We start from the raw sequence: 25,889 nt of genomic DNA on the forward strand, positions 1-25,889 counted from the left end.
TCCACCCCCGTCCCTCGTCAGGCTATGCGGCGTCGTCCACCCTTCCGGCCGAAAAAAGATCCGCGGTGCCGACGTATCGACACACGCGGATCATTTCATACCAAGCGCGGGCTTACCTCGCGTGCGGCCGAGTTGCCTCAGCCCCGGGTGTACTGGCCCATCATCTGCACCTTGCCGGTGCCTTCGATGATCTCGCCGACCTGCCAGGCCTCGACACCGCGACCGGTGAGGTAGGCCATCGCCCGGTCGGCGTCGTCGGACGAGACGATCGCGAACATGCCCACGCCCATGTTGAACGTCGCTTCCATCTCCGTGTCCTCGATCCGGCCCTTGGCCTGGATCAGGTCGAAGATCGACTGCGGGCGCCAGGACGAGCGGTCCACCACGGCGTCGACGTGCTCCGGCAGGATCCGGACCAGGTTGCCCGGGATGCCGCCACCGGTGACGTGCGAGAACGCCCGGACGTCCGTCTCCTCGATCAGGCCGAGGCAGTCCTTCGCGTAGATCTTGGTCGGGGTGAGCAGCTCCTCGCCGAGGGTGCGCTGTTTGCCGAAGTCCTCCACCACCGTGTCCAGGCGCATCCGGCCGGCGCCGAGCAGCACGTGCCGCACCAGCGAGTAGCCGTTGGAGTGCAGGCCGGACGAGCGCATCGCGATCACCGCGTCGCCGATCTCGACCCGGTGCGCGCCGAGGATCTCGCTCTCCTCGACCACGCCGACGCCGGTCGCCGAGACGTCGTACTCGTCCGGGCGCAGCACGCCCGGGTGCTCGGCGGTCTCGCCACCCAGCAGGGCGCAGCCGGCGTACCGGCAGCCGTCCGCGATGCCGGCGCCGATCTCCGCGACCTTGTCCGGCACGACCTCGCCGCAGGCGATGTAGTCGAGCAGGAACAGCGGCTCGGCGCCGCAGGCGACCAGGTCGTCGACGACCATCGCGACCAGGTCGATGCCGATCGTGTCGTGGATGTCGAGCTGCTGGGCGATGACCAGCTTGGTGCCGACGCCGTCCGTGGAGGAGGCCAGGATCGGGCTCTTGTACTTCTGCGTGTTGAGCTTGAAGAGGCCCGCGAAGCCGCCCAGGTCACCCATGACCTCGGGGCGGGTGGTCTTCTTGACCTTCGACTTCAGCAGCTCGACCGCGCGGTCGCCGGCGTGGATCGAGACGCCCGCGTCCGCGTACGTCACCGAGCGCTTACGGCCGGGCCGTCCGGCACCCGCCGACCACGGCTGGTCGGCGCCTTCAGCACCGTTGGATCCGGCACTGTTGCGCTCGGACACGTGCGTCACGGTTCTCCCCTTAGTGCGCGGCTGCCCGCGCGGTTGCAGCTGTCGGTGCCGCTGTCTACGACGTCTCTGGTGGTGCTGGTGGTTCCGGCGGGTGGCCCGGGGTTACGGGCGACGCAGAGCGTCGACGCCACCCGGGCTGCCCACCAGAGGCTTCGCGGTCTCCCGCTCGCCCTCCGCATACTGCTCGTCCTCATAATCCTGCTCAAGCCCGGCGACCGCAGCACTGGCCGCCTGCGGAGTGGCGGCCGGCATCGTGGCCCGCTTGCCGACCCCCTCGAGCACGTGCTTGCCGATCAGGTGGCCGGCCGGCAACTCGATCGGATACTGACCATCGAAACAGGCCATGCAGAGCCGCGTCTTCGGCTGCTCGGTCGCCTGTACCAGGCCGTCCAGCGAAACGTAGCCGAGCGAGTCGGCGCCGATCGAGCGGCGGATGCCGTCGATCTCCAGGCCGTTCGCGATCAGCTCGGCGCGGGTGGCGAAGTCGATGCCGTAGAAACAGGGCCATTTCACCGGCGGCGAGGAGATCCGGACGTGCACCTCGAGGGCGCCGGCCTCACGCAGCATCCGGATCTGGGCGCGCTGGGTGTTGCCGCGCACGATCGAGTCGTCGATCACGACGATCCGCTTGCCGCGGACCACCTCGCGCAGCGGGTTGAGCTTCAGCCGGATGCCGAGCTGGCGGATGGTCTGCGAGGGCTGGATGAAGGTGCGGCCGACGTAGGCGTTCTTCATGAAGCCGGCGCTGTAGGGGATGCCGGAGGCCTCCGCGTAGCCGATCGCGGCCGGAATGCCGGATTCCGGCACGCCGATCACCAGGTCGGCCTCGACCGGATGCTCCTTGGCGAGCTTGCGGCCCACCTCGACGCGCGCCGAGTAGATGTTGCGGCCGGCGATCGTGGTGTCCGGACGGGCCAGGTAGACGTACTCGAAGAGGCAGCCTTTGGGCTCCGGCGCCGCGAACCTGGTGGACCGCAGGCCGTGCTCGTCGATCGCGATGATCTCGCCGGGCTCGACCTCGCGGACGAAGCTGGCGCCGACGATGTCCAGGGCGGCGGTCTCGCTGGCCACGGCCCAGCCGCGCTCCATCCGGCCGAGCACCAGCGGGCGCACGCCCTGGGCGTCGCGGGCCGCGTACAGGGTGCTCTCGTCCATGAAGACGAAGCTGAACGCGCCCCGCAGCCGCGGGAGCACCTCCAGGGCCGCGGCCTCGACCGACAGGTCCGGGCGGCTGGCCAGCAGGGTGGTCACCAGGGCGGTGTCGGAGGTGCCCATGTCGGCCTCGAGACCGCGCTCGGCGACCTCCCGGGCGAGGTCCGAGGTGTTGACGAGGTTGCCGTTGTGCGCCAGCGCGATCGTCGTGCCGGCCGTGGTGGCACGGATCGTCGGCTGGGCGTTCTCCCAGTTCGAGCCGCCGGTGGTGGAGTAGCGGGTGTGGCCGATGGCCAGGTGCCCGCGCAGGCTCGCCAGGGTGGGCTCGTCGAAGACCTGGGAGACCAGGCCGAGGTCCTTGTAGACCACCACGCCCGAGCCGTCACTGACGGCGATGCCCGCCGCTTCCTGACCCCGGTGCTGCAAGGCGAAAAGCCCGAAATAGGTGAGTTTCGCGACCTCTTCCTCCGGGGCCCAGACGCCGAAGACGCCGCAGGCATCCTGGGGTCCGCGGTCCTGGGGGTCGAGATCGTCGGTCAACCGGCCGTCGCCTCGGGGCACGCGCTTGCTCCCTCATGCTGATCTGCTCGGACTTGCTGGTCTGTTCCGACGGCCCAGTGTACGCGAGACAGAGACCACTCAACTCGGGTGCACAGGGAGGTACGGAGTGAGATCTGTGCGTATTCCACTGGCCCGTACCCGCCCGGACGCGACGGCATCGGCCCAGGCCAGCCGCCCCGTGGCGACCAGCAGCCAGGTCATCGGATCGGTCTCCACCACATTGGGCGGTGTGCCCCGGGTGTGCCGCGGGCCGGCGACACACTGAATCGCACCGAAAGGTGGAATCCGGACCTCCACCGATCGGCCGGGCGCGGTCCGCGCGAGCTCGGACAGCAGCGCTCGCACAGCGTCACGCAGCACCGCTCGGTCCGGTTCGACGCCTTGATCCAGCGCGTCCAGGGCCGCGCCCACTGACTCGGATTTATTGTGCGCAGGAGACACGTCGGGACAATACGACCCCGGATGAGACAAGAACCCGGCGGCCCTGGGTCGCGCGGAAGAGGTACGACAGGGCATAGTGGCCGACGGTGTGTACTCGTCGCGGGATCTAGGGCACTTTCTCAGGCAGCCCGGGAACCGCGCGACCCGGAAGGCGGTGGACGTGACAACGCACCTACGAGCCAGGGCTCTCCAGGCCGGTGCGTTCCTGGCACTGATCGGTGGCGTTCTCGTCGCCGCGCCGTCGGCTGCCCTAGCCGCGGAAGAGCCGGACGTGTCCGTCATCAGTCTGCAGCCCGCCGACATCTCCTCCGGCGGCTCCACCACCATCGGTTACCGGATCACCAACACCAGCGTCGGTAACAGCAGCGTCACCATCCGGGTCAGCGCCAACGGCATGCGGTGTGAACCCGGGTGCACCTCTGAGCAAGAGGTCACGATCGGCGATCCGGGCGAGTTCTCGACCAAGCTCGTCGCCGGCGCCGTCGCCCCGGGCGAGACCAAGAAGATCACGGTCACGGTCACGGCCACTGTGGGCGGCAAGAGCGACAGCGACAGCCGGGAAGTCACCGTGCGCGGGGCGGACAAGCCGCAGACCGTGCGCCAGGTCAGCGGCCGGGTCAAGGACCAGGACGGCAAGGCCGTCGCCGGTGCGCTGGTCGGCCTGCAGGATGCCCAGGGTCATCAGTACTCGACAAACTCCAACAGTGACGGCGGCTATTCCTTCACGTCGTCCGACAGCAAGCCGATCTCAGTGGGCAACATTGCGGTCGGTGCAACCAAGGACGGTTACGAGATCGCCTCGGTGAACGCGCAGGGGAAGGCCGGCAAGTCGATCAACGTGCCGCTGACCTTGAAGTCAAAGACGGCGGCGTCACCGTCGAGCAGTCCCTCTCCCTCCCCCAGCGTCAGCTCGGAACCGGCCGACGAGGCGACGGACGAGGAAACCGCTCCGGCGGCCGACGAGTCCGCCGGTGTGATCGACGCGGCGCCGAGGTCCGGAGAGGACGAGGGCTCCGGCTCGATGCTCTTCATCATCCTCGGCATCCTGCTGGTGGCGGCCGGCATCGGCGCGATCGTGCTGGTGCTGATGCGCCGCAAGTCCAACGAGGACCCGGACGAGCAGGACGACGCGGCGCCCGCCGGCGGCGCGATCCCGGCCTCGGCCGGACGGTACGGCGGCGGCGGCGTCGACCAGACCCGGTTGGCCGCACCGGTCGGCGGCCGGGCCAGCGACGCCACGATGATCGCGCCCCGCTCGGGCGCACCGTCCATGGCCGACGCCCCGACGATGATCCACCAGGCGGCCCCCGCAGTCGACGAGTTCCCGGACCCGTACGGCGCCCCGATCCCCCCGGGCGGCGGCTACAACGCCCCCGGCGGCTGGGGCACGGCAGGTGCGGCCGGAGCAGCGGGTGCTGCGGGTGCCTACGGCGCCGCCAACCAGTACGGCGGTGCCCCGGCGCCGGCGCAGCAGGGTGACTACCCGGACCAGGACGATCACGGCTACGCCGGCAACGGCTACGGCCCAGCCCAGCCCGCGGGCTACGGCGAGCAGGACGGCTACGGCCAGCCCGGCTACGGCGCCCCGCAGGGTGGCTACGAGCCGCCGCAGCAGCGCTACGACGAGCCGACCGGCATGTACCGGCCGGAGCCCAACGGCGGCTACCCGCAGGAAGCCGGTTACGTCGAGCAGGCCGGTTACGGCGAGCAGCCGGCCTACGGCGGCTACGCCCAGGGTGGCGAGGACTACGCGGCCCCGGGTCACGCGGCGCCGTACCAGGGCGGCGGCTACCAGGGTGGCGCCTACGGTGCCGCGGCTGAGCCCGCCGACCAGGCCGGCTACGGCGGCGGCTGGGACGGCGCGGGCGGCGGCATCGACAGCGGCAACGGCTACGGCCCGCCCGCCGGTGGTGGCCCCTACGGCGGCGCCCAGGGTGGCGGCACCTACGGCGCGGCTCCCGCATACGGCGGCGCACCGGCCGGCACCTACGGCGCTCCTGCCGGCGGCGGATACGACGACCAGGCGGGATACGACCCCCGGGCGACGTACGGCCGGCCGGACGGCTACGACCAGCCGGGCGCGGGTCGGGGCCAGCAGCCGCCGCAGGGTGGCTACCCCGACCAGGGCGGCTACCAGGGCGGCGCGGACCAGACGGGTTACTACGGCGGGCCCGAGCAGCAGGGCGGTCGCCACGGCGGCCAGCCCCGCCAGCAGCAGCCGGAGGGCGTCCACCCGGCGCAGCGCCGACCGATCGACTGGATGGACGACTGAACCACCGCACCACACAGCGTGACAAAGGCCGGCCCGGCGTCCCGGGCCGGCCTTCCGCGTATCCGAGACCACCCGACGCGGGACCGCAGCCCAAACAGCCGCCGACGGCCCACTCCGCCGACGCAACTCACCCGGGACGGCCACACCGAGCGACCACGCCGGGCCGCGCCGGCCACGCCAGTCTGGTCAACATTGACCACGGCTCCTTGAGCTGGTTGATCACTTAGGCGCGTGCTATGACGGCCGTGTCCTTGGCCAGTTGCAGAGACGATGGCCTTCCACCATGCCGTTGAGCTCTTCAACATCACCGATGCTTGTCCGGAGAACCGGGCCGCTGCTAAGCACGTAGGTAGAAGTTCGGTACGTAACTGGTGACGGGGTGTCCCCGAACACGCTCTGCGGGAGGGACATACCAACGTAAAGACCCCGTCGTGGGTTCGGATCAGGTTTCCACACAAGACTCGATCCACGACGAGGACACCGCCAGTATGCGTCCCGCGCACGTCTACGCCAGCATGTCCGCCGATCAACACACCGAACTGATTACCGCCCTGCACGGACCCTGGCGCAACGCCACCCGGATCATGATGGTGGTGCTGTCCGCCGCCGGTATGTCCGCCAGCGAGATCGCCGACCTACTGCACTACGACCCGAAAACCGTTCGGGCCTGGATCACCCGCCACCACAGCGAAGGCCTGGCCGGGCTACCCGACCGGCCCCGCCCCGGCCGACCCCGCAAAGGCAGCCCTAGCCTCGGCGAACGCATCCACGCCCTGCTGCAGACCCCGAAATCCTGGACCACAGCACGTATCTGGAAAGCCCTCGGCCACCCCAAACTGAGCATGTCCACGATGCGCCGCCGCATCAAAGAGCAAGCCCGCTGGGCCCGGCCCCGGCTGATCGCCAAAAGCGACCCCAACCGCGACACCATCTGCGCCGACATCCGCGACCGGATCACCGCCCTGCCCGCCGGCTCCGTCGTGCTGGCCGAAGACGAAACCCACCTCGACCTGCTCGCCCGAGTCCGTTCCTGCTGGATGCCCACCGGCCTGCGCCACCGGGTCCTGACCCCCGGCACCAACGTGCGCCGCACCATGCACGGCGCGGTCAACCTGCTCACCGGAGCCTGGCACCACCACGTCTCCGTCAAGAACGTCTCCGTCGTGTTCTGCTACTTCCTGCAGCAACTACTCGACGCCTACCCGACCGCCCCGGTCATCACGGTCATCACGGACAACGGCAGCACCCACCACAGCGGCATCACCAAACGCTGGCTCGCCGAACACCCCCGCATTCAGGTCATCGAAGGGGCTAAATACAGCCCTCAGGACAATCCCACCGAACGGATCTGGGCCGTACTCAAACGCCACCTCGCCAACAGCGCACCCGCCACCATCACCGACCGGGTCCACCAAGCCCACACCTTCTTCCAACACCGCACCGACGCCCAGAACCTCACCACCGCGGCCCCCTGGACCTCACCCTGGCTACCCGAGGGTTACGGGGAGGAGTTGCGAGCAGGGGCTTAGAGAACCGGGCCGCTGCTTCGGCATCGACCAGCCGAGAACCCCAAATCGAAGAGCCGACATCCCGGATCCTCAGCCGGGAACTGAACCCCGCCACCGCCGGCACCGACCCCAGCAACTTCTGCCCCGACGGCGACCCGAACTGCGCACGTTGTCTCACAGCCGCGCAAGCTCCCACTTAAGCGGCGGCTACTGGCAAGGGGCACCAAGCCAACGTAGGGCGGCGTGGCGAGGGCAGGCCGAGTCGGTGCGTTCAGACGCACATGTGGCCGGCGCGAGTCCGATCTGGCAGCGTGGCAGCGGTCTGATAACGATCACTGCCTTTCACACACGCCGGCTATTAAGGGCGTCTCATGTCAGACGCAGAAAATTGCGCGTCACGTTAATGCTGGATGTCTAGTCCATCGTGATGCTGTTGTGGTTCGCTGTTCGGATGGATTTGACGGCGGACCAGCGTGCTGAGCTGCGTGCTCTGACCACGAGCACGGAGGTGTCAGCGGCGGTCGGGACGCGGGCGCGGATCGTGTTGTGGCATGCCGAGGGCCGGATTAAGAAGGACATCGCCGCGCTGGCCGGGGTGTCCCGGCCGACGGTGGACCTGTGGCTGGCCCGCTACCGCGCCGACGGTGCCGTCGGCCTGCTCGCTGCGCAGCCTGGTGGGCCGCGTGAGCAGGTGCCCGCGGACGTCCGGTCGCGGGCCTTGGCCCTGACCCGCACGACACCGCCGGCCGAGACCGGGCTGTCGCACTGGTCCACCCCCGGACGATGGCCGACTACATCACCCGCACCACCAAGACGCCGGTCTCGCATCACTGGATCGCGAACCTGTGGCGTGAACACGGCCTCAAACCGCACCGGCAGGGCACCTTCAAACTCAGCAAGGACCCGCAGTTCGCCGACAAGGTAGCCGACATCGTCGGCCTCTACCTGGCCCCGCCCGGCGGGGCGGTCGTGCTCAGCCTGGACGAGAAGACCCAAACCCAAGCCCTGGACCGGACCCAGCCGCTGCTGCCGATCGAGTTCGACCGGTCCGAGCAGCGCACCCACGACTACGTCAGGCACGGCACCACCAACCTGTTCGCGGCCTTGAACGTGAACACCGGCGAGGTGATCGGCGACTGCGTGCCCACCCGCAACGGCGCCGCGTTCCTGGCCTTCCTGAAGAAAGCCGTCGCCCCGCCGCCGGTCGCGAGATCCATGTGGTGCTGGACAACCTGTCCACCCACACCACCCCGGACGTCCATGCCTGGCTGGACGCCCACCCGAACGTCCACTTCCACTTCACCCCAACCGGATCCAGCTGGCTGAACCAGATCGAGACCTGGTTCGGCATCATCACCCGCCAGGCCATCCGCCGCGGCACCTTCGCATCCGTGCAGGTCCTCGTGCGAACCATCCGCGCCTACATCGCCTCCTGGAACACCGATCCGCGACCGTTTCAGTGGACCGCGACCGCCGACGACATTTTGGCCAAGGTCCGACTTACCCAGCTCAACATCAAGAAACTCGTCGCGAACAACTCGAAGTAAATCGATCAGGATCACGAAGCACTAGAGCAGATATCACAAGCGAAGAGCCTGTCCAGACCTCGAGTGTACATTGCCCCGGCCATTCGACGAGATATAGATCACGCATTGAATCGAAAAGCCGACCCCCGCCTACGAGACGGGGGTCGGCTTCGATCCTTGCATCGGGTCACGTATTATTCGAAATATCGACCTAGGTTCAAAGCCTGGTTTCGATGCACTTGGCCGACGGCGATGTGCTCAACCAATACCTACCATTTTATAGCTTTTGACCGTAAAATTCGAAGAGAAATTTCCACCGCCAGCGGACTTGAAATTTCCAGTACAGCCAGCACCGTTGTAGAGCCTAAAAAGAACTACACTGTTATTGTAATATGACTTCCTCGTAGGCGTGTCCCGGCACCGGTCGTCAAAGCTGCCCGTTGTCAGATAGTTGCGAAGAGGTCCCGAGTAATTTGTGTTGTCCCACATGCACATCTCACCGAGATGATTACCTCCTTCGCACGCGCTCCTGGCGGCCTGCGCGGGAGAGCTGATCGCAATCGTCGCGATCAGCCCGGCGATCGTTCCAACGGCCGCCGTGGCGATCCGCGGTGAGAGCTTCTTCAAGTAAACCTCCGTGATAGATCGATGATCTACAACACGCTATCAAGCAGTGACTAACATGTCGATATCGGGGCTCTTCGAAGTTGAGTGGGTTTGTCCGAGCAAGAAACTGACTACTGAAGGTCATGTAGTGCGGTTGTGCTCGATGTGGAGGATGACCAGCGCGGTGGCGACGACCTTCCCGATCCGCCACGCTGTGAACACCGGGCAGGGCTGATCGGGCGGGGCATATCCAAGCCAATAGCGCAGTGTGCCCGGCGTGGCAGGCCAGAGATAACGGCCTGGACAACCCGGCCGGGTACGACGCAGGCCACACCCATCGTCCACTGACGTTCCCAAGCCAGCCGTGCTGCCCAGACGGCTACCGCTCCCAGGGCGGCGGCACCCGGACGGCAGCCATGCCGGCCGCGGTCGCCGCCTGGATGCCCAGCTCGGTGTCCTCGAAGACCAGGCAGGACCGGGGCGCCACCCCGAGCAGCTCCGCGGCCAGCAGGAAGGCCTCCGGATCGGGCTTGGGCCGGGTGTAGTCGCCGGCGCAGACCAGCACCTCGAACTTCTCCAGCAGGCCCAGCGTCCCGAGCGAGGCGGTGACCGACTCCCGGGTGCTGCCGGACACCACCGCGAACGGGATCCGCCGGTGCGCGTCCTCGATGTGCTGGAGCACCCCGGGCACCGCGCTGACCGTCGGCAGGAGCTCCTGGAAGAGCACTTCCCGGCGGGCGGCGACGGCCGCCACCGGCATGGTCAGGCCCTGCTGCTCGTTCAGGTCGGCGATGATGTCGGCGACGGGCCGGCCGCCCCAGGCGTAGAAGAGGTCCTCGGGCAGCACCCCGCCCCACTCCTTCAGCGCCTGCTGCCAGGCGACGTGGTGCACGGGCATGGAGTCCGCGATGGTCCCGTCGCAGTCGAACAGGTAGGCCCGGAACTCGCCGGCCGGCAGGGGTAGCAGCACCGCAGCAGGATATAGAGCAGCGCGCCACGTCCGGGCGGGTGCCCAGCCGTGGCGCGCTGTGCTGACTCTGTCAGGCCTTGGACTCCGGCTCGTCCGCCGGATCAGCCGGATCCGCGGGGTCGGCCGGATCCGCCGGATCCGCCGGATCAGCCGGATCAGCCGGGTCCGCCGGGTCCGCCGGATCGGCCGGATCGGTCGGGTGCTCCTCGGCACGGGTCGGCAGACCCGCGACCTCGTCGGCCGGACCGGACGCCGTCTCGTGGTGCTCGACGGTCGGTTCGCTGATCTCCAGCGTCACCGACCGGGCCGCGCCCGCGTTGTCGTCCGGCTCCGCCGGCTCGGTGCCCACGACGGCGGCCAGGCGGGTGACGCCCTCGGCCGGCCCGCCGAAGAGGTTGCGCATCGTGGCCGTGAAGGCCGTCCGCAGCTCGTCCAGCCCGATGGTGAACTCGTTGTGGATGTCGAGGACCGGCTCCTCCGAGGTGACACCGATCTGCACGCAGGAGATGCGGTGCTCCGCGGCCAGCGCCATGAACGCCTTGTCGTGCCCGCGCGGCACCGCGACCAGCGCGCGCCCGGCCGACTCGCTGAACAGCCACACGAACGGCGTGGTGGCCGCCTCGTGCTCCGGCAGCATGATCCGCGCGCCGACGTTGCGCCGCAGGCAGGACTCGACCAGCACCTGGGCGAGACCGCCGTCGGAGAGGTCGTGCGCCGCGACGACGTGCTCGCGCTCCGCCGCCTGCGCCATCAGCCGGCCCAGCGCCATCTCGTGCGCCAGGTCCACCTTCGGCGGACGGCCGCCCAGGTGGGCGTGGGTGACCCAGGCCCACTCCGAGCCGGACAGCTCGCACCGGGTGTCGCCGAGCAGGAAGAGCAGGTCGCCCTCCGCGGTCGGCGGCGGCGGGAAGCCCATCGGTACGCGGCGAGCCACGTCAGCGAAGATGCCGAGCACACCGACCACCGGGGTGGGGTGGATAGCCGCGGCGCCGGTCTGGTTGTAGAAGCTGACGTTGCCGCCGGTGACCGGAATGCCGAGCTGCTGGCAGCCGTCCGCCAGGCCACGGACCGCCTCGGCGAACTGCCACATGACGGCCGGGTCCTCGGGGGAACCGAAGTTCAGGCAGTCGGTGACCGCGATCGGCTCCGCGCCGGTGACGGCGACGTTGCGGTAGGACTCGGCCAGCGCCAGCCGCGCACCCTCGTACGGGTCGAGCCTCGCGTACCGGCCGTTGCCGTCGACGGACAGCGCCACGCCGAGCCCGGTGCGCTCGTCGATGCGCAGCACGCCGGCGTCCTCGGGCTGGGCGAGCACGGTGTTGCCGAGCACGTACCGGTCGTACTGCTCGGTGACCCAGCTCTTGTCGCACAGGTTCGGCGACGCGATCATGCGCAGCACCGTCTCGCGCAGCTCGTCCGGCGTGGACGGACGCGGCAGCGTCTCCGCGCGGTCGGCCTGCAGCAGGATCAGGTCGGCGGGCTCCCGGATCGGCCGGGCGTAGACCGGGCCGTCGTCGGCGAGCGAGCCGGGCGGCACGTCCACCACGATGTGGTCGTTCCAGCTGATCACCAGGCGGCCGGGCTGGCCGTCGGTCTCGCTGGGGGTGACCTCGCCGATGTCGGTGGCCCAGACGCCCCACTTCTCGGCGACCTTGAGCACCTCGTCGAGCTTCTCCGGCGCGACGATCAGCAGCATCCGCTCCTGCGACTCGCTGGCCAGGATCTCGGTGGGCGACATCGAGGCCTCGCGCAGCGGCACCCGCTCCAGGTAGACCCGCATGCCGGTGCCGGCCGCCGCGGCGGTCTCGGTGAGCGCGCAGGTCAGGCCCGCGCCGCCGAGGTCCTGGATGCCGACGACCAGGCCCGCGTCGTACAGCTCGAGGCAGCTCTCGATCAGCAGCTTCTCCATGAACGGGTCGCCGACCTGCACCGACGGGCGGCGCTGCTCGGCGCCCTCGTCGAAGGTCGCCGAGGCGAGCACGGAGACGCCGCCGATGCCGTCCCGGCCGGTGCGGGCGCCCAGCAGCACGACGACGTTGCCGACGCCGGCCGCTTCCTTCTTCTGCAGGCGCTCGACCGGCATGACGCCGATGCTCAGCGCGTTGATCAGCGGGTTGCCCTGGTAACACGGGTCGAAGACGATCTCGCCGCCGATGTTGGGCAGACCCAGGCAGTTGCCGTACCCGCCGATGCCGGCCACGACGCCGGGCAGCACGCGCGCGGTGTCCGGGTGGTCCGCGGCGCCGAAGCGCAGCGGGTCCATGACCGCGATCGGGCGGGCGCCCATCGCCAGGATGTCGCGGACGATGCCGCCGACGCCGGTGGCCGCGCCCTGGTAGGGCTCCACGAAGCTCGGGTGGTTGTGCGACTCGACCTTGAAGGTGACGGCGATCTCGTCGGAGATCTGCACGACGCCCGCGTTCTCCCCGATGCCCGCCAGCATCCGGGTGTTCTTCGGGGCCTTCTCGCCGAACTGGCGCAGGTGCACCTTGCTCGACTTGTAGGAGCAGTGCTCGCTCCACATGATCGAGTACATTGCCAGCTCGGAGGCGGTGGGACGGCGGCCGAGGATCTGCCGGATCCGGTCGTACTCGTCGTCCTTGAGGCCCAGCTCGGTGTGCGGCTGGAGCTCGTCGCCGGTGTTCAGCGCGCGCTCGACCGTGTCCGGGCCGCCGTCGAACTGGTTGATCAGCACGTCGGTGGCGGCGAAGCCGGTCGGCTTGGCGACCTGGCCGGCCGCGGCCGGTGACTGGTTCGGCGCTCCCGGCGGCGACCCCGCGCCGTCGGTAGCCGTTTGCTGGGTGGTCATCGCTGGGCTCCCCCTGTGAGCTGCCCGCCCGCGGCCGACCCGGCCAGGTGCCGCAGGGCTGAGGTGAAGAAGCCGAGGCCGTCGAGCGACGGACCGGTCAGCGCCTCCACCGCGTGTTCCGGGTGCGGCATGATGCCGACCACGTTGCCGGCCGCGTTGGTGATGGCGGCGATGTCGCGCTGGGAGCCGTTCGGGTTGCCGCGCGTGTAGCGGGCAACGACCCGGCCCTCGGCCTCGAGCTCGTCCAGGGTGCGCTCGTCGGCGACGAAGCAGCCCTCACCGTTCTTCACCGGGATCAGGATCTCCTGCCCCTCGGTGAAGCCGTTCGTCCAGGCCGTCGCGGCGCTGGCGATCCGCAGGTGCTGGTCGCGGTTGCGGAAGTGCAGGTGCTGGTTGCGGGTGAGCGCACCGGGCAGCAGGTGGGCCTCGCAGAGGATCTGGAAGCCGTTGCAGATGCCGAGCACCGGCAGGCCGCCGCGGGCCGCGTCGGCGATGGTCTCCATCACCGGGGCGAACCGGGCGATCGCCCCGCAGCGCAGGGCGTCACCGTAGGAGAAGCCGCCGGGCAGCACCACGGCGTCAACGCCGTGCAGGTCCGGGTCGCCGTGCCAGAGGCGGACGGCCTCCGCGCCGGCGATCCGCGCGGCCCGGGCCGCATCGCCGTCATCGAGCGAACCCGGGAACGTGACGACTCCGATCCGCATGGTCACGCGCTCATCTGAGCGGAGTCACCGGCAGGCTCGTCGACCCGGATCGAGAAGTCCTCGATGACCGGGTTGGCGAGCAGCTTGTCGGCGATCTCACGGGCGGTGTCGAGGTCGGGTTCACCGTCGAACTCGATCTCGATCCGGCGCCCGATGCGTACGGAGGAGATGTCGCTGACACCGAGCCGCGGCAGCGCGTTGGCGACTGCCTGGCCCTGCGGATCGAGGATCTCCGGCTTGAGCATGACGTCGACGACGACGCGAGCCACGGGCACTCCTGACTGTGTAGGTGCGCAGTTGGGTGGCCCTCTAAGGGGCGAGCGGGCAAAGCCTACCTTGTACCACCCGCGATCGAGCCATCGGCTGGTGTCGGCAGGCCGACGTCAAGGCCGCTGAGCAGCGGATCTCGACCGTGATCTCGGCCACCAGAAGATCACCCAGAGGTGTCGGTGGATCACCGTGCGCAGCGGATGCCATCACACGGTGATAGGTGTCAATTGGAGTCTTGTCCCCGGACCCGGGCCGCCCTAGCGTTCAGTAGATCAATTTCGATGCATCCCCCCATCGACAGGAACTTCGGAAGGAGCCCGGCGTGCGCATCCGCATCGTCGTCGCCTCTCTGGCCACCGCCCTGACCGGCGTCCTGGCTGTCCCCGCCGCCGCCAACGCCGTCGAACCCGGACCGGACAACATCATCGGCGGCAGCACCGTCGCCTCGGCGCCCTGGGCAGCCGCGGTCTTCAGCAACGGCAGCTTCACCTGTTCCGGCACGATCATCTCGGCGAACTACGTGCTGACCGCACGGCACTGCATCAGCGGCACGATGTCGGTGCGGGTCGGCAGCGTGAACCGCACCTCCGGCGGTGTCACCCGTACGGTCAGCTCCACCACCACCCGCAACGACCTGGCCCTGATGCGCCTGAGCAGCGCCGTCTCGACCAGCTACATGCCGCTGTCCAGCGCGTACCCGCCGGTGGGCTCGACGAACTCGCTCTACGGCTGGGGCCAGACCTGCTACAGCGGCTGCAGCGCGTCGACCACACTGAAGACCGCCACGGTCCGGGTCACCTCGACCAACGTCACCGACGCGTACGGCGGCCGGGCGATCGGCTCGACCGCGATCAGCGGCAACGCGTGGCGCGGCGACTCCGGCGGCCCGGAGGTCTACAACGGCGCGCAGGTCGGCGTGGCCTCGACCGCGGACGGCACGAGCCGGCAGTACTACGGCAGCGTCGCCTTCAACCGGGCGTGGATCACCTCGGTCGCGGGCGTCTGAGAATTCCGTCGGGGGGCGGCGAGACCAGCTCCGCCGCCCCCTGACGGCACCATCGGCCTAGAGGATTGCCGCGGGCGAGTACTCGGCCGCCTCCGGGTGCCGGGCGACGATCGCCGCCACCTGCTCCGCCACCGCCCGCACCTGGGCCGGCGCCGCGCCCACGAAGGCCGCGCGGTCGGCCACCAGAGCGTCGATCTCGGCCCGCGACAGCCGCAGCCGCTCGTCGCCGGCCAGCCGGTCGAAGAGATCGTTCTCGGCGAGGCCCTTCTCCCGCATCGCCAGCGCCACCGCGACCGCGTGCTCCTTGATCACCTCGTGCGCCACCTCCCGGCCGACGCCCTTGCGCACGGCCGCCACCAGCAGCTTCGTGCTGGTCAGGAAGGGCAGGAAGCGGTCCAGCTCGCGGGCGATGACCGCCGGGTAGGCGCCGAACTCGTCCAGCACGGTCAGGAAGGTCTGGAACAGCCCGTCGGTGGCGAAGAACGCGTCCGGCAGCGCCACCCGGCGCACCACCGAGCACGAGACGTCACCTTCGTTCCACTGGTCGCCGGCCAGCTCGCCGACCATCGACAGGTATCCCCGGACGATCACCGCCAGCCCGTTGACCCGTTCCGACGAGCGCGTGTTCATCTTGTGCGGCATCGCCGACGAGCCCACCTGGCCGGCCTTGAAGCCCTCGGTGACCAGCTCCTGGCCGACCATCAGCCGGATCGTGGTGGCCAGCGACGAGGGCGCCGCGACCACCTGGGCCAGCGCCGATACGACGTCGAAGTCCAGCGAACGCGGGTAGACCTGGCCGACGCTGGTCAGCACCCGGGTGAAGCCGAGGTGCTCGGCCACCCGCTGCTCCAGGCCGGCCAGCTTCTCGAAGGAACCGTCGAGCAGGTCGAGCTGGTCGGCGGCCGTGCCGACCGGGCCCTTGATGCCGCGCAGGGGGTAACGCCCGAGCAGATCGTCCAGCCGCTCGTACGCGATCAGCAGCTCCTCGGCCGCGCTCGCGAACCGCTTGCCCAGCGTGGTCGCCTGGGCCGCGACGTTGTGCGACCGGCCGGTCAGCACGAGGTCGCTGTGTTCCAGGGCGCGCTCGGTGAGCCGGGCCAGGGTGGTGACGATGCGGCTGCGGATCAGCTCCAGCGAGGCCCGGATCTGCAGCTGCTCGACGTTCTCGGTGAGGTCGCGCGAGGTCATGCCCTTGTGGATGTGCTCGTGCCCGGCGAGCGCGCTGAACTCCTCGATGCGCGCCTTCACGTCGTGCCGGGTGACCCGCTCCCGCTCGGCGATGCTGGCGAGGTCAACATCGTCGACCACCGCCTCGTACGCCTCGACGACCCCGTCGGGCAGCGCCACCCCGAGGTCGCGCTGGGCCCGCAGGACCGCGAGCCAGAGCCGGCGCTCCATCCGGATCTTCTCCTCCGGCGACCAGAGGTCAACGAGGTCGGCGGACGCGTAGCGGCTGGCGAGGACGTTCGGGATGCTCACGACGCCGATTCTTTCACGACCGCCGCGCCGGGCTCCGGGCTCGTCGGCAGCCGGTGCCGCAGGTTACGCACCTCCCGGCTGGCCAGCATGCCGGCGACCGCGAGCCCGATCAGGACGGCGGCGCCGATCAGCGTCGGCTCGACGCCGACGGCCTCGGCGATCGGCCCGGCCGCGACCTGACCGACGGGGATCGCGACGAAAGACCCGACCATGTCGTACGAGTAGACGCGGGCGAGTTTGTCGGCGGGGACGTGCTCCTGCATCGAGGTCTCCCACGCCACGGCGAACTGCTCGATGCCGAGCCCGGCCAGGACGTTGACCAGCATCCGGGCGCCGACGACCAGGCCCAGGTCGCTGGGCGAGCCGGTCAGGTCGAGCACCGCGAAGGCGAGCGCGACGGGCGCGATCGCGTTGCCCAGCGAGTTGATCGTGCGCCCGGCCAGCATGAACCGGAACGGCACGTGCCGCAGCGGCGCGAACGCGCCCGCGCTCATGACTCCGCCATCCGGAACATCGCGATGGTCGTGCTGGTGCGCATGGTCCCGGGGGTGTGCGGCGGCCGGGCCGCGTCGTGCAGGTCGCGGCCGGCCTGGCTGACCCGGTCGCGGATCTCCCGCCAGACCTCCGGGTCGACCCAGAGCTCGGCGTCGGTCATCGACCCGCCGATCGACCAGTCGGCGACGGCGGTGCGCCGGATCAGCTCGTTGGCCACGGCCGCGAACAGGGCGCGCTGGGCGTCGGCGCCGTGTTCGCTCATCATCGTCTCGCGGTCACGTTCCCGGTCCCGCTCGGCGTCGTAGCGGTAGCGCTTGGCGACGCCGCCCCGGATGCGCTCCTCGCCGGCCTGCACGATCAGCCCGGCGCTGAGCAGGTTGCGCAGGTGGTAGCTGGCGTTCGCGTGGGTCAGCCCGAGCTCGCGGGCGATATCGGCGGCCGTCAGCGAGGCGCCGGTCAGCAGGGACAGCATCCGCAGCCGCACGGGATGCGCCATGGCCCGCAAGCTGGCCTGGCGACGGTCCGAGTCATCTCCCAAAGACATGTTGGGGAGCTTAGGAGAGACAGGGCTCACTGTCCAACACTTGTTTGATGGTTGAGACAATGCGGGACTACGCGGTTATCGCTAGGGTTACTCGCGAGTAGGTCTGGCGCTCATCCCGAAAGGTCCACCGATGACTGAATTCAGCCCCGAAGCCCTCGTCTCCCTCGGCCCGAAGGAGTTCGCGCAGCTCATCAAGTCCACCCCGGACTCGAAGATCTCCGAGGTGATGGGCTCCGAGAGCCGCACCAAGATCCTGGACGAGGTGTTCGACCGGATGCCGGCGCTGTTCCGCGCGGACCGGGCCGGCGCCACCCAGGCCGTCATCCACTGGAACATCACGGGCGGCCCGGCCGGCGGCACGGACACCTACGAGACGGTGATCGAGAACGGCGCCTGCACCGTCACCAACCAGCCGGCCCGCGAGCCGAAGCTGGCCATGACGATGGACCCGGTGACGTTCCTCAAGGTGGTCACCGGCGACGGCAACCCGATGATGATGTTCATGACCGGCAAGATCAAGGCGAAGGGTGACCTCGGCCTGGCGGCCCAGGTGGCCAAGCTCTTCGACATCCCGAAGAGCTGAACCCCGACCGCCCCGCCGACTGCACCTCGGCGGGGCGGTGCATTTTCCCGCGGTACGCGCACAGCCAGGCCCCGCCACGACCAGGCGACCCCCGTGCCGGCCCCGGGCCGTTGCGCCGCCGCCGGGCTGAACAGCGGCCTCCCCACCGGTGATCGCCACGGGACAGCGACGGGCAGCGACGATCGGCATGATGACCCGATGGGGATGAGCAGACCGAGCGCCGACGTCCGGGTGTTTCTCGCGATCGCGTTCGGGCTGCCCTGGGTGCTCTGGGTGTTCGAGCAGGTCACCGGCGTACGAATACTCTTCTTCGCGGCGATGCTGTCGGTCGCGGTCGCGACCTGGGTGGCGGCTCGTTACGTGTGGCGGCCCGGGAACCTCGCCGAGGCGACAGCGCTGGTTCCGGTCCGCCCGACCCGGCGGACGGTCGGCTACTGCCTACTCGCCTTCGTGCTGTTCATCGTGATGTCGGCGCTGGCCGTCACCCTCAACGCGGTGACCGGGATCTATCCGGCCGACCTGGACGGGTTCTCCGCGCTGCGCGACGCCTACGGTCCCGGAACCGCCGGCCAGGCCGGGGTCCCCTGGGATCTGATCGGGCAAGCTCTGGTCGCCAACCTGGCGCAGTTTGCCCTGATCCTGCCGCTGGCGTTCTGTGAGGAGTGGGGCTGGCGCGGTTACCTGCTGAACCCGACTGCGCGAGCGGCTGGGCACGTGGCCGGCACTGGTCCTGATCGGCGTGATCTGCGGCGTGTGGCACCTGCCGTTCTTCGTCGGGCCGTGGTTCTCGATGAGCGGGGACTCGTTGCGGTCGCTGCTGCCGTTCACGATCTTCTGCGTGTTCTTCGGCATGGTGCTGGGATGGCTGCGGCTGGCCGCCGGGTCGATCTGGCCGGCGGTGGTCGGCCACGCGGTCAACAACACCGTCGTCTTCGGGTTTGTGCAGGTGGTGGTCGCGGACAAGGCGGCCGAGCCGAGCATCGACGGCTGGCTGACCGGGCTCAGCGGCTGGCAGGGCTGGCTGATCATGCTCGTCCCGGTCGCGGTGCTCGCGGTCCGCACCCGAACCGCGCCGCCACAGGAAACCGCGATCAAAGCTTGACGCGCCCCTCGACCGCGTCGCACGGAAGGCCGCGATCAGAGCGCGACACGCCCCCTCCACCGCGTCGCACGGAAGGCCGCGATCAGAGCGCGACACGCCCCCTCCACCGCGTCGCACGGAAGGCCGCGATCAGAGCGTGATGCGCCCCTCCACCGCGCCCAGCGCGATGTCCGTCCGGTGGTGTGACCCCTCCAGCGAGATGCCCTCCACCAGCGCATATGCCGCCGCCCGCGCCGCCGCCAGGTCCGCGCCGGTGGCCGTCGCGCTCAGCACGCGCCCGCCCGCCGAGACCAGGGCGCCGTCGGCGCGCCGGGCCGTGCCCGCGTGGATCACGCCCGGCTGCTCGCCGCCGGTGATCACGTCGCCGGTGCGGGGCGTGCCCGGGTAGTTGTGGCTGGCCACGACCACGGTCACCGCCGCGCCCTCGTGCCAGCGCAGCGGCGGGAAGTCGGCCAGGGTGCTCGTCGCCGCCGCGTGCAGCAGCTCGCCCAGCGGTGTCGCCAGCAGCGCCAGCACCACCTGCGTCTCCGGGTCGCCGAAGCGCGCGTTGAACTCGATGACCTTGGGACCCTTGCTGGTCAGGGCCAGGCCGACATAGAGCAGCCCGGCGAACGGCGTGCCGCGCGAGCGCATCTCCTCCAGCGTCGGCAGCACCGTCTCGGCCATCACCCGCGGCACCAGGTCGGCCGGCGCCCAGCTCAGCGGCGCGTAGGCACCCATGCCGCCGGTGTTCGGCCCCTCGTCGTCGTCGAGAGCGCGCTTGAAGTCCTGCGCCGGCATCAGGGGCACCGCCGCGGTGCCGTCGGTCACCACGAACAGGGAGACCTCGGGGCCGTCCAGGTATTCCTCGATGACAACGCGGCCGCACTCCCGGGCGTGTGCCTCGGCAGCGGCACGGTCATCCGTCACCACGACGCCCTTGCCCGCGGCGAGACCGTCGTTCTTCACCACGTACGGCGGGCCGAACTCCGCCAGCGCCGCCGCCACCTCGGTGTCGGTGGTGCAGGTGAAGGAGCGGCCGGTGGGCACACCCGCGGCGGCCATCACGTCCTTGGCGAACGTCTTCGAGCCCTCGAGCTGCGCCGCCGCCCCGCTCGGGCCGAAGCAGGCGATGCCCTTGGCGCGTACGGCATCGGCGACGCCCGCCACCAGCGGCGCCTCCGGGCCGATCACCACCAGGTCGGCGGCGGTCTCCACGGCCAGGGCGGCCACGGCCGCCGGATCGGCGGCGGAGACGTCACGCAGCTCGGCGACCGCGGCGATGCCGGGGTTGCCGGGGGCGGCGATCAGCTGCTCCACCGAGGGGTCCGCGGCGAGGCCGACGGCAAGGGCGTGCTCGCGGCCGCCGGATCCGATCAGAAGTACACGCACGCCGCAGATCCTACGGGCCGGGGTTTGATCTCGTGCGCGGTCGTCCACAGGTCCACAGTGCACCCGCGACACGCTGTGGATAACGCTGTGGATAACCGGTGAGCGGCGAGCTGCGGGGTCGCGTAAACTTCGGCAGTACCCGGGCCTCTCCGTGTACGACGTGTTTCAACGGAAGGCGTCAGTCAAGTGCCGGTGATCGTGTTGGTCGGCGCCCAGTGGGGCGACGAGGGCAAGGGCAAGGCCACGGACCTCCTGGGCGACCGGATCGACTACGTGGTCAAGTTCAACGGCGGCAACAACGCCGGCCACACCGTCGTCATCAAGGGCGAGAAGTACGCCCTCCACCTGCTGCCCAGCGGCATCCTCACGGCGGGCGTGACCCCGGTGATCGGCAACGGCGTCGTGGTCGACCTGGCCGTGCTCTTCGAGGAGATCGACGGCCTCGAGGCCCGCGGCATCGACACCTCCCGCCTGCGGATCAGCTCGAACGCCCACGTCATCGCGTCGTACAACCGCACGCTCGACAAGGTCAGCGAGCGCTACCTGGGCGCCCGGCGGATCGGCACCACCGGCCGCGGCATCGGCCCGACGTACGCGGACAAGATGAACCGGCTCGGCGTGCGCATCCAGGACCTGTTCGACGAGTCGATCCTGCGGCAGAAGGTCGAGGCGGCCCTGTCGTTCAAGAACCAGGTGCTGTCGAAGATCTACAACCGCAGCGCGATCAAGCCCGACGAGGTCATCGCCGAGCTGCTCTCCTACACCGAGCGGCTGCGCCCGATGGTCGCCGACACCGCGCTGGAGCTGTCCCAGGCGCTGGACGCCGGCAAGGTCGTGCTCTGCGAGGCCGGCCAGGCCACCCTGCTCGACGTCGACCACGGCACGTACCCGTTCGTGACCAGCTCGAACGCGACCGCCGGCGGGGCCTGCACGGGCTCCGGCATCCCGCCGACCCGGGTCGACCGGGTGGTCGCGGTGCTCAAGGCGTTCACCAGCCGGGTCGGCGAGGGCCCGTTCCCCACCGAGCTGCACGACGAGGTGGGCGACCACCTGCGGAGGGTCGGCCACGAGTACGGCACCACGACCGGCCGCCCCCGCCGGATCGGCTGGCTCGACCTGGTGATGGGCCGCTACGCCCAGCGGATCAACGGTGTCACCGACTTCGCCCTGACCAAACTGGACAATTACGACGGACTGGACGAGATCCCGGTCTGCGTGGCGTACGACGTGAACGGGGTGCGGCACGACGAGATGCCGTACAGCCAGAGCGACTTCCACCATGCGACGCCGATCTACGAGACGCTGCCGGGCTGGAAGAAGGACATCAGCGGCGCCCGCAGCTTCGCCGACCTGCCGGAGAACGCCCAGCGCTTCGTCGAGTTCGTCGAGCAGCGGATCGGCGCACGGATCTCCGTGGTCGGCGTCGGCCCGGGCCGCGAGGAAGTCATCGAGCGGCACTCGGTGCTGAGCGAGGCCTGACGTGTACGACGTCATCCTGCTCAGCCTGGCCGAGGGTGGTGGCTCGGCCGCGGGCGCGTGCGGTTCGGCCTGCGGCGGCTGCGGGTCCGCCGGGCCTGAGGTTTGCGACACTCCGCGCGTACCGGTGCTGAAGTGCGCGGATGCGCTCACCCAGGCCGGCGCGCGGGTCGAAACGGTGACCGCCGCCTCGGACGCGGAGATCGACGCGGTCATCGCGCGCTTCGACGCGCCGGCCCGGCCGGACGGCCTGTCCTGGCCCGACCCGGAGAGCAAGCTCCGGCTGGTCGTCGCGACAGCGACCGACGGCCAGCTGCGGGCGGTGATGCGCCGGCTGGTCCGGCGGTACGCGCCCCCACCGAGCAAGCGCCCCGCCGACCTGGCCGACAACCGCACCGTGCCCGACCTGCCGCCGGTGGCGATCCTGCCGCTGGACCCGGCCAGCCGCACCGATCTGGCCGCCCAGCTGGGCCTGCCCCGCGAGCCGTCCGCCGTCGCCGCGGCCGTGCTCGGCGGCACCATCCGCCGCCTCGACCTGCTGCGCAACGACGGCGGCTCGGTGACCGTGGACGGCGCGCTGGTCGGCGGCGCGGACGAGGCCGGCGCGGCGGTGCCCTGGCGCGGCCGCATCGAGGTGGACGACGCGGTGCTCTCCGACGGCACCGACCGGATCATCGCCTGCGCGATCGGCAACGCCGGCGCCTACGCCGAGTTCGACGGCCTGCCGCTGCTCGCCGACCCGGACCCGGCCGACGGCCGGATCGAGGTCGCGGTGGCGGTCCCGGTAGTGATCAAGAAACGCTTCCAGAAGCCGAGGGTACGGGTGGAGGTGCGCCGCGCCCGCGGTCGCGCGGTCTCGGTCCTGCCCCGCGACGGTGACCTGCAGTTCCTCGACGACGGCGTGGCCGGCACGATGACCCGCAAGCGCTCCTGGTGGATCGAGCCCGGCGCCTGGGCGGTGTACGCGGGATGACCCTTTGTGCGAGTCTGAACTAGCACTCAGGTACGAATCTTTGTAACGGGGGAGGTCGCATCCGTGGAGGACGAGAACGCCGACCGCGTCTACGTCCCGGGCACCAACGGCACGGAACCCGACCGGGACGTCGAACCGTTCTGGCCGCCGGAGGAACTGAACGCTCCGGTGCACGGCGGCAAGCCGGTGCCACGCGACGCACCGCAGGCCTTCCCGCTCCCGCCGGTGACTCCACCGCAGCAGCCTGATTCCGGCGTCTACCGGCCACTGGACCGGATCGTGACGCCACCGCCGGCTCCGCCGAGATTCCCCCAGCAGCAGCCCCAGCCACAGATCCCCCGCCCGGGCACGGACCCCAACGCGGCTCAGCCCTGGCCGAACATCCCGCCCCGCACCGCCCAGGATTCGGGGCACTTCTCCGGATCTGCCCACGTTTCTCCGGCACCGACCACTCCGGACACTTTTGAAGCGCCGTCCAGCGACGGCCCCGCGCCGGCGACGGACTCGCCGTGGGCGCAGCCACCGCAGCGACCCACACAGCCGGACGGAAGCCCGGCACCGGGGCCCGCAACCGACCCGCTCGGGCCACGGACCGGGGCTGTGTCCAGCGCTGGTCCCACGCATGTGCCGACTGGGAGTCCGCGGCAGGAGGCTGAGGAGGAACAGGGCTCGGGGGCTGTGTACCGGCCGGGACCGGTCGGCCCGAACACCCCGCGGCCGAGCGGCGGCCAGGGGGTGGGGTCGCAGGATGCTGGGCCGCGGGCGAGCGGCGCCCATCCGGCACCCAGACCGCAGACCACAGGACCACAGACCGGCGGACCACAGGCCGCCGCCGGGCCGCAGATCGGCGGACCGCACGCCGCTGGGCCGCACGCCGCTGGGCCGCAGATCGGCGGACCGCACGCCGCTGGGCCGCACGCCGCTGGGCCGCAGACCGGCGGACCGCACACCGCTGGGCCGCACGCCGCTGGGCCGCAGACCGGCGGACCGCACACCGCTGGGCCGCACGCCGCTGGGCCGCAGACCGGCGGGCCGCAGACCGGCGGGCCGCAGACCGCTGGGCCGCAGCAGGCCGGGGTCCAGGAGGATGGCGTTGGTCAGACCGGTGTGGCTTCCGTTGCGGTGCCGCCCCACCAGGCGATTCCCAGCCAGCCGGGGCCGCTGCAAGCGGGACTTCGGCAGGGCGGCCCTCCTGGCCCGACGCCCCCCGGCCCGACCCTGGGCGGGCCCAGCCACGCCGGACCCCACCAGGCCAGACCCAACCCGGGCGCGCCCAAACAGGCCGAAATTGGCCAGGCCGGACCAAACCGGGACGGACTCGACCAGGCTGCGCCGATCCAGGCAAGGCAGGCGCCGCCCGGGCCGAACCAGGCTGCTCCAAACCAGGCCGGTCCGCCGCCGCATCTGCCCATCCCTCATCAGGGCCAGCCGCACCAAGGCCAGCCGCACCAGGGCCCGTCCCACCAGGGCCCGTCCCACCAGGGCCCGTCCCACCAAGGCCAGCCCCACCAAGGCCAGCCCCACCAAGGCCAGCCCGCGCCGTGGCCGGTCGAGCAGCAGCCGTGGATGACCAACGGCCAGCCGCCCCCGGTCCCCGGGCCGTTCCCGCCGACCATCGACCCCCGCGCAGCCCAGCCGCAGCCACCGCTCCAGGGTGTCCAGCCGCCTGCGCCGAACCAGCAGCAGCCGCCGCCTGTCGACCCGTACCAGCAGCTGCCGTGGGTTTCCGACGGGACGCCGACCGCTGAGGAGTTCGCGCGGCGCCGGCTGGCGAAGCCGGCCGAGCCGACCGCGACCATGGGTGCGCGGGCCATGCTGCAGAAGGGCACGATGGGCCTGGTCCGGCTAGCGCCGGGCAAGCGGGAGCAGGAGTACAAGCAGGACGTCGAGATGGTCCGGCGCAACTTCGGCGGGCTGCGGCAGGTCACCGTGGTCAACCCGAAGGGCGGCGCCGGCAAGACCGTGGCCGTGCTGCTGCTGGCGATGACGTTCGGGCAGAAGCGCGGCGGTTACGTGCTGGCCTGGGACAACAATGAGACCCAGGGCACCCTCGGGATGCGGGCGCAGCAGGACTTCCACGCTCGTACCGTCCGCGACATGATGCGGGATCTGCATCTGTTCCGAGGTTCGCACGGCCGGGTCGGCGATCTGAGCCAGTACGTGCGGGCGCAGGGCGAGGGCATGTTCGACGTGCTCGCCTCGGACGAGTCGGCGACGGCGGGCGAGATGCTCACCGCGAGCGCGTTCGCCGAGATCCGCGAGATCGTCAGCCGGTTCTACAAACTGATCTTCGTGGACACCGGCAACAACGTGCGCGCCCAGAACTGGCAGGCGGCCATGGACGCCACCGACCAACTGGTGATCACGATGTCGGCCCGGAACGACTCGGCCGAGACCGCCGCCCGCATGCTGGACCACCTGGAACAGAGCGGCCGCCAGCGACTGGTCCGCCAGGCCGTGAGCGTGGTGACGATGCCACCGACCCGCAAGGACATCGACCTGCCGGCGATCCAACGCCACTTCGCCGCCCGCACCCGCGCAGTGCTGCTGGCACCCTACGAAAAGCTCATCGACTCCGGCGAACCACTGCGCTACGGCCACCTCTCCAACGGCACCCGCGACTCCTGGCTGAAAATCGCCGCCGCCGTCGCCGAAGGCCTCTAACTCGAAAATCGACGGTGACCAGACGCGCGGCAGCATCCCGCGTCGCGCAGCGGCGTGGGATGGGTCTTGGTTGAAGCGGTGGTTATGCGGC

The 25,889-nt window shown here is 70.3% G+C and carries 20 protein-coding genes and 1 pseudogene; 9 read left to right on the forward strand and 12 right to left on the reverse strand.

Annotated elements, in window-relative coordinates:
- Nucleotides 1–137: 137 nt before the first annotated feature.
- The 3 genes from purM to ACIBQZ_RS41150 form a co-directional block, all read right to left on the reverse strand.
- Nucleotides 138–1,286, reverse strand: a complete 1,149-nt coding sequence (purM, locus tag ACIBQZ_RS41140; RefSeq protein ID WP_396094389.1) for a phosphoribosylformylglycinamidine cyclo-ligase — start codon at nucleotides 1,284–1,286, stop codon at nucleotides 138–140.
- Between the two features lie 102 nt (nucleotides 1,287–1,388).
- Nucleotides 1,389–2,999: an amidophosphoribosyltransferase gene (gene purF, locus ACIBQZ_RS41145; protein ID WP_396094390.1), complete on the reverse strand. Its 1,611-nt coding sequence runs from the start codon at nucleotides 2,997–2,999 to the stop codon at nucleotides 1,389–1,391.
- 78 nt (nucleotides 3,000–3,077) lie between these two features.
- Nucleotides 3,078–3,410: a sterol carrier family protein gene (locus tag ACIBQZ_RS41150; RefSeq protein WP_396094409.1), complete on the reverse strand. Its 333-nt coding sequence runs from the start codon at nucleotides 3,408–3,410 to the stop codon at nucleotides 3,078–3,080.
- Between the two features lie 301 nt (nucleotides 3,411–3,711).
- Between ACIBQZ_RS41150 and ACIBQZ_RS41155 the strand changes: the two genes are divergently transcribed.
- The 3 genes and pseudogenes from ACIBQZ_RS41155 (at nucleotide 3,712) to ACIBQZ_RS41165 (ending at nucleotide 8,767) form a co-directional block, all read left to right on the forward strand.
- The gene (locus ACIBQZ_RS41155) at nucleotides 3,712–5,712 is read left to right on the forward strand and encodes a carboxypeptidase regulatory-like domain-containing protein (protein WP_396094391.1); all 2,001 of its coding nucleotides are present in this window, start codon (nucleotides 3,712–3,714) and stop codon (nucleotides 5,710–5,712) included.
- Nucleotides 5,713–6,200: 488 nt separating this feature from the next.
- Nucleotides 6,201–7,241 carry an IS630 family transposase gene (locus tag ACIBQZ_RS41160; protein WP_396094410.1) on the forward strand — a complete coding sequence of 347 codons (1,041 nt, stop codon included), beginning with the start codon at nucleotides 6,201–6,203 and terminating at the stop codon, nucleotides 7,239–7,241.
- Between the two features lie 430 nt (nucleotides 7,242–7,671).
- A pseudogene (locus ACIBQZ_RS41165) lies at nucleotides 7,672–8,767 on the forward strand (IS630 family transposase).
- A gap of 237 nt (nucleotides 8,768–9,004) precedes the next feature.
- Here the strand turns inward: ACIBQZ_RS41165 and ACIBQZ_RS41170 are convergent.
- The 5 genes from ACIBQZ_RS41170 to purS form a co-directional block, all read right to left on the reverse strand.
- A complete protein-coding gene (locus tag ACIBQZ_RS41170) occupies nucleotides 9,005–9,373 on the reverse strand; it encodes a peptidase inhibitor family I36 protein (RefSeq protein ID WP_396094392.1) in 369 nt (122 codons plus the stop codon).
- 358 nt (nucleotides 9,374–9,731) lie between these two features.
- Nucleotides 9,732–10,322, reverse strand: coding sequence for an HAD family hydrolase (locus ACIBQZ_RS41175; RefSeq protein ID WP_396094393.1), 591 nt, complete (start codon nucleotides 10,320–10,322; stop codon nucleotides 9,732–9,734).
- A gap of 70 nt (nucleotides 10,323–10,392) precedes the next feature.
- Complete coding sequence (purL, locus tag ACIBQZ_RS41180) at nucleotides 10,393–13,131, reverse strand: phosphoribosylformylglycinamidine synthase subunit PurL (protein ID WP_396094394.1); 2,739 nt, start codon at nucleotides 13,129–13,131, stop codon at nucleotides 10,393–10,395.
- The gene (gene purQ / locus ACIBQZ_RS41185) at nucleotides 13,128–13,841 is read right to left on the reverse strand and encodes a phosphoribosylformylglycinamidine synthase subunit PurQ (RefSeq protein WP_396094395.1); all 714 of its coding nucleotides are present in this window, start codon (nucleotides 13,839–13,841) and stop codon (nucleotides 13,128–13,130) included. Before purQ ends, purL begins: the two co-directional genes overlap by 4 nt.
- On the reverse strand, nucleotides 13,838–14,104 hold the full coding sequence (purS, locus tag ACIBQZ_RS41190; RefSeq protein WP_396094396.1) for a phosphoribosylformylglycinamidine synthase subunit PurS: 267 nt from the start codon (nucleotides 14,102–14,104) through the stop codon (nucleotides 13,838–13,840). The genes purQ and purS overlap by 4 nt, the downstream gene beginning before the upstream one ends.
- Before the next feature lie 323 nt (nucleotides 14,105–14,427).
- Here purS and ACIBQZ_RS41195 point away from each other — a divergent pair, with 323 nt between their 5' ends.
- Complete coding sequence (locus ACIBQZ_RS41195; RefSeq protein WP_396094397.1) at nucleotides 14,428–15,111, forward strand: S1 family peptidase; 684 nt, start codon at nucleotides 14,428–14,430, stop codon at nucleotides 15,109–15,111.
- Nucleotides 15,112–15,168: 57 nt separating this feature from the next.
- Here the strand turns inward: ACIBQZ_RS41195 and purB are convergent, their stop codons facing one another.
- Genes purB through ACIBQZ_RS41210 form a run of 3 tightly spaced genes read right to left on the reverse strand, consistent with a single transcriptional unit; the run spans nucleotide 15,169 to nucleotide 17,581 of the window.
- A complete protein-coding gene (purB, locus tag ACIBQZ_RS41200; RefSeq protein ID WP_396094398.1) occupies nucleotides 15,169–16,590 on the reverse strand; it encodes an adenylosuccinate lyase in 1,422 nt (473 codons plus the stop codon).
- Nucleotides 16,587–17,084: a hypothetical protein gene (locus tag ACIBQZ_RS41205; protein ID WP_396094399.1), complete on the reverse strand. Its 498-nt coding sequence runs from the start codon at nucleotides 17,082–17,084 to the stop codon at nucleotides 16,587–16,589. Before ACIBQZ_RS41205 ends, purB begins: the two co-directional genes overlap by 4 nt.
- Nucleotides 17,081–17,581: an ArsR/SmtB family transcription factor gene (locus ACIBQZ_RS41210; RefSeq protein ID WP_396094400.1), complete on the reverse strand. Its 501-nt coding sequence runs from the start codon at nucleotides 17,579–17,581 to the stop codon at nucleotides 17,081–17,083. Before ACIBQZ_RS41210 ends, ACIBQZ_RS41205 begins: the two co-directional genes overlap by 4 nt.
- Nucleotides 17,582–17,759: 178 nt before the next feature.
- On the opposite strand from ACIBQZ_RS41210, the gene ACIBQZ_RS41215 reads away from it, so the two are divergent.
- Nucleotides 17,760–18,212, forward strand: coding sequence for an SCP2 sterol-binding domain-containing protein (locus ACIBQZ_RS41215; RefSeq protein ID WP_396094401.1), 453 nt, complete (start codon nucleotides 17,760–17,762; stop codon nucleotides 18,210–18,212).
- A gap of 694 nt (nucleotides 18,213–18,906) precedes the next feature.
- A complete protein-coding gene (locus ACIBQZ_RS41220) occupies nucleotides 18,907–19,314 on the forward strand; it encodes a lysostaphin resistance A-like protein (protein ID WP_396094411.1) in 408 nt (135 codons plus the stop codon).
- A 129-nt stretch (nucleotides 19,315–19,443) separates the two neighbouring features.
- Here the strand turns inward: ACIBQZ_RS41220 and purD are convergent, their stop codons facing one another.
- Nucleotides 19,444–20,685, reverse strand: a complete 1,242-nt coding sequence (gene purD, locus ACIBQZ_RS41225; RefSeq protein WP_396094402.1) for a phosphoribosylamine--glycine ligase — start codon at nucleotides 20,683–20,685, stop codon at nucleotides 19,444–19,446.
- Nucleotides 20,686–20,871: 186 nt separating this feature from the next.
- Here purD and ACIBQZ_RS41230 point away from each other — a divergent pair, with 186 nt between their 5' ends.
- The 3 genes from ACIBQZ_RS41230 to ACIBQZ_RS41240 all read left to right on the forward strand — a co-directional run bounded on the left by ACIBQZ_RS41230 (nucleotide 20,872) and on the right by ACIBQZ_RS41240 (nucleotide 25,798).
- Entirely contained in the window at nucleotides 20,872–22,164 is a 1,293-nt protein-coding gene (locus ACIBQZ_RS41230; protein WP_396094403.1) for an adenylosuccinate synthase, read from the forward strand.
- A 1-nt stretch (nucleotide 22,165) separates the two neighbouring features.
- Entirely contained in the window at nucleotides 22,166–23,134 is a 969-nt protein-coding gene (locus ACIBQZ_RS41235; RefSeq protein ID WP_396094404.1) for a hypothetical protein, read from the forward strand.
- 1,566 nt (nucleotides 23,135–24,700) lie between these two features.
- Nucleotides 24,701–25,798 (forward strand): MinD/ParA family protein, encoded by a 1,098-nt coding sequence (locus tag ACIBQZ_RS41240; protein WP_396094405.1) that lies wholly within the window; start codon nucleotides 24,701–24,703, stop codon nucleotides 25,796–25,798.
- Nucleotides 25,799–25,889 lie beyond the last annotated feature (91 nt).

Origin of the sequence: Actinoplanes sp. NPDC049599 (assembly GCF_044465625.1) — a bacterium.
Classification (GTDB): domain Bacteria; phylum Actinomycetota; class Actinomycetes; order Mycobacteriales; family Micromonosporaceae; genus Actinoplanes.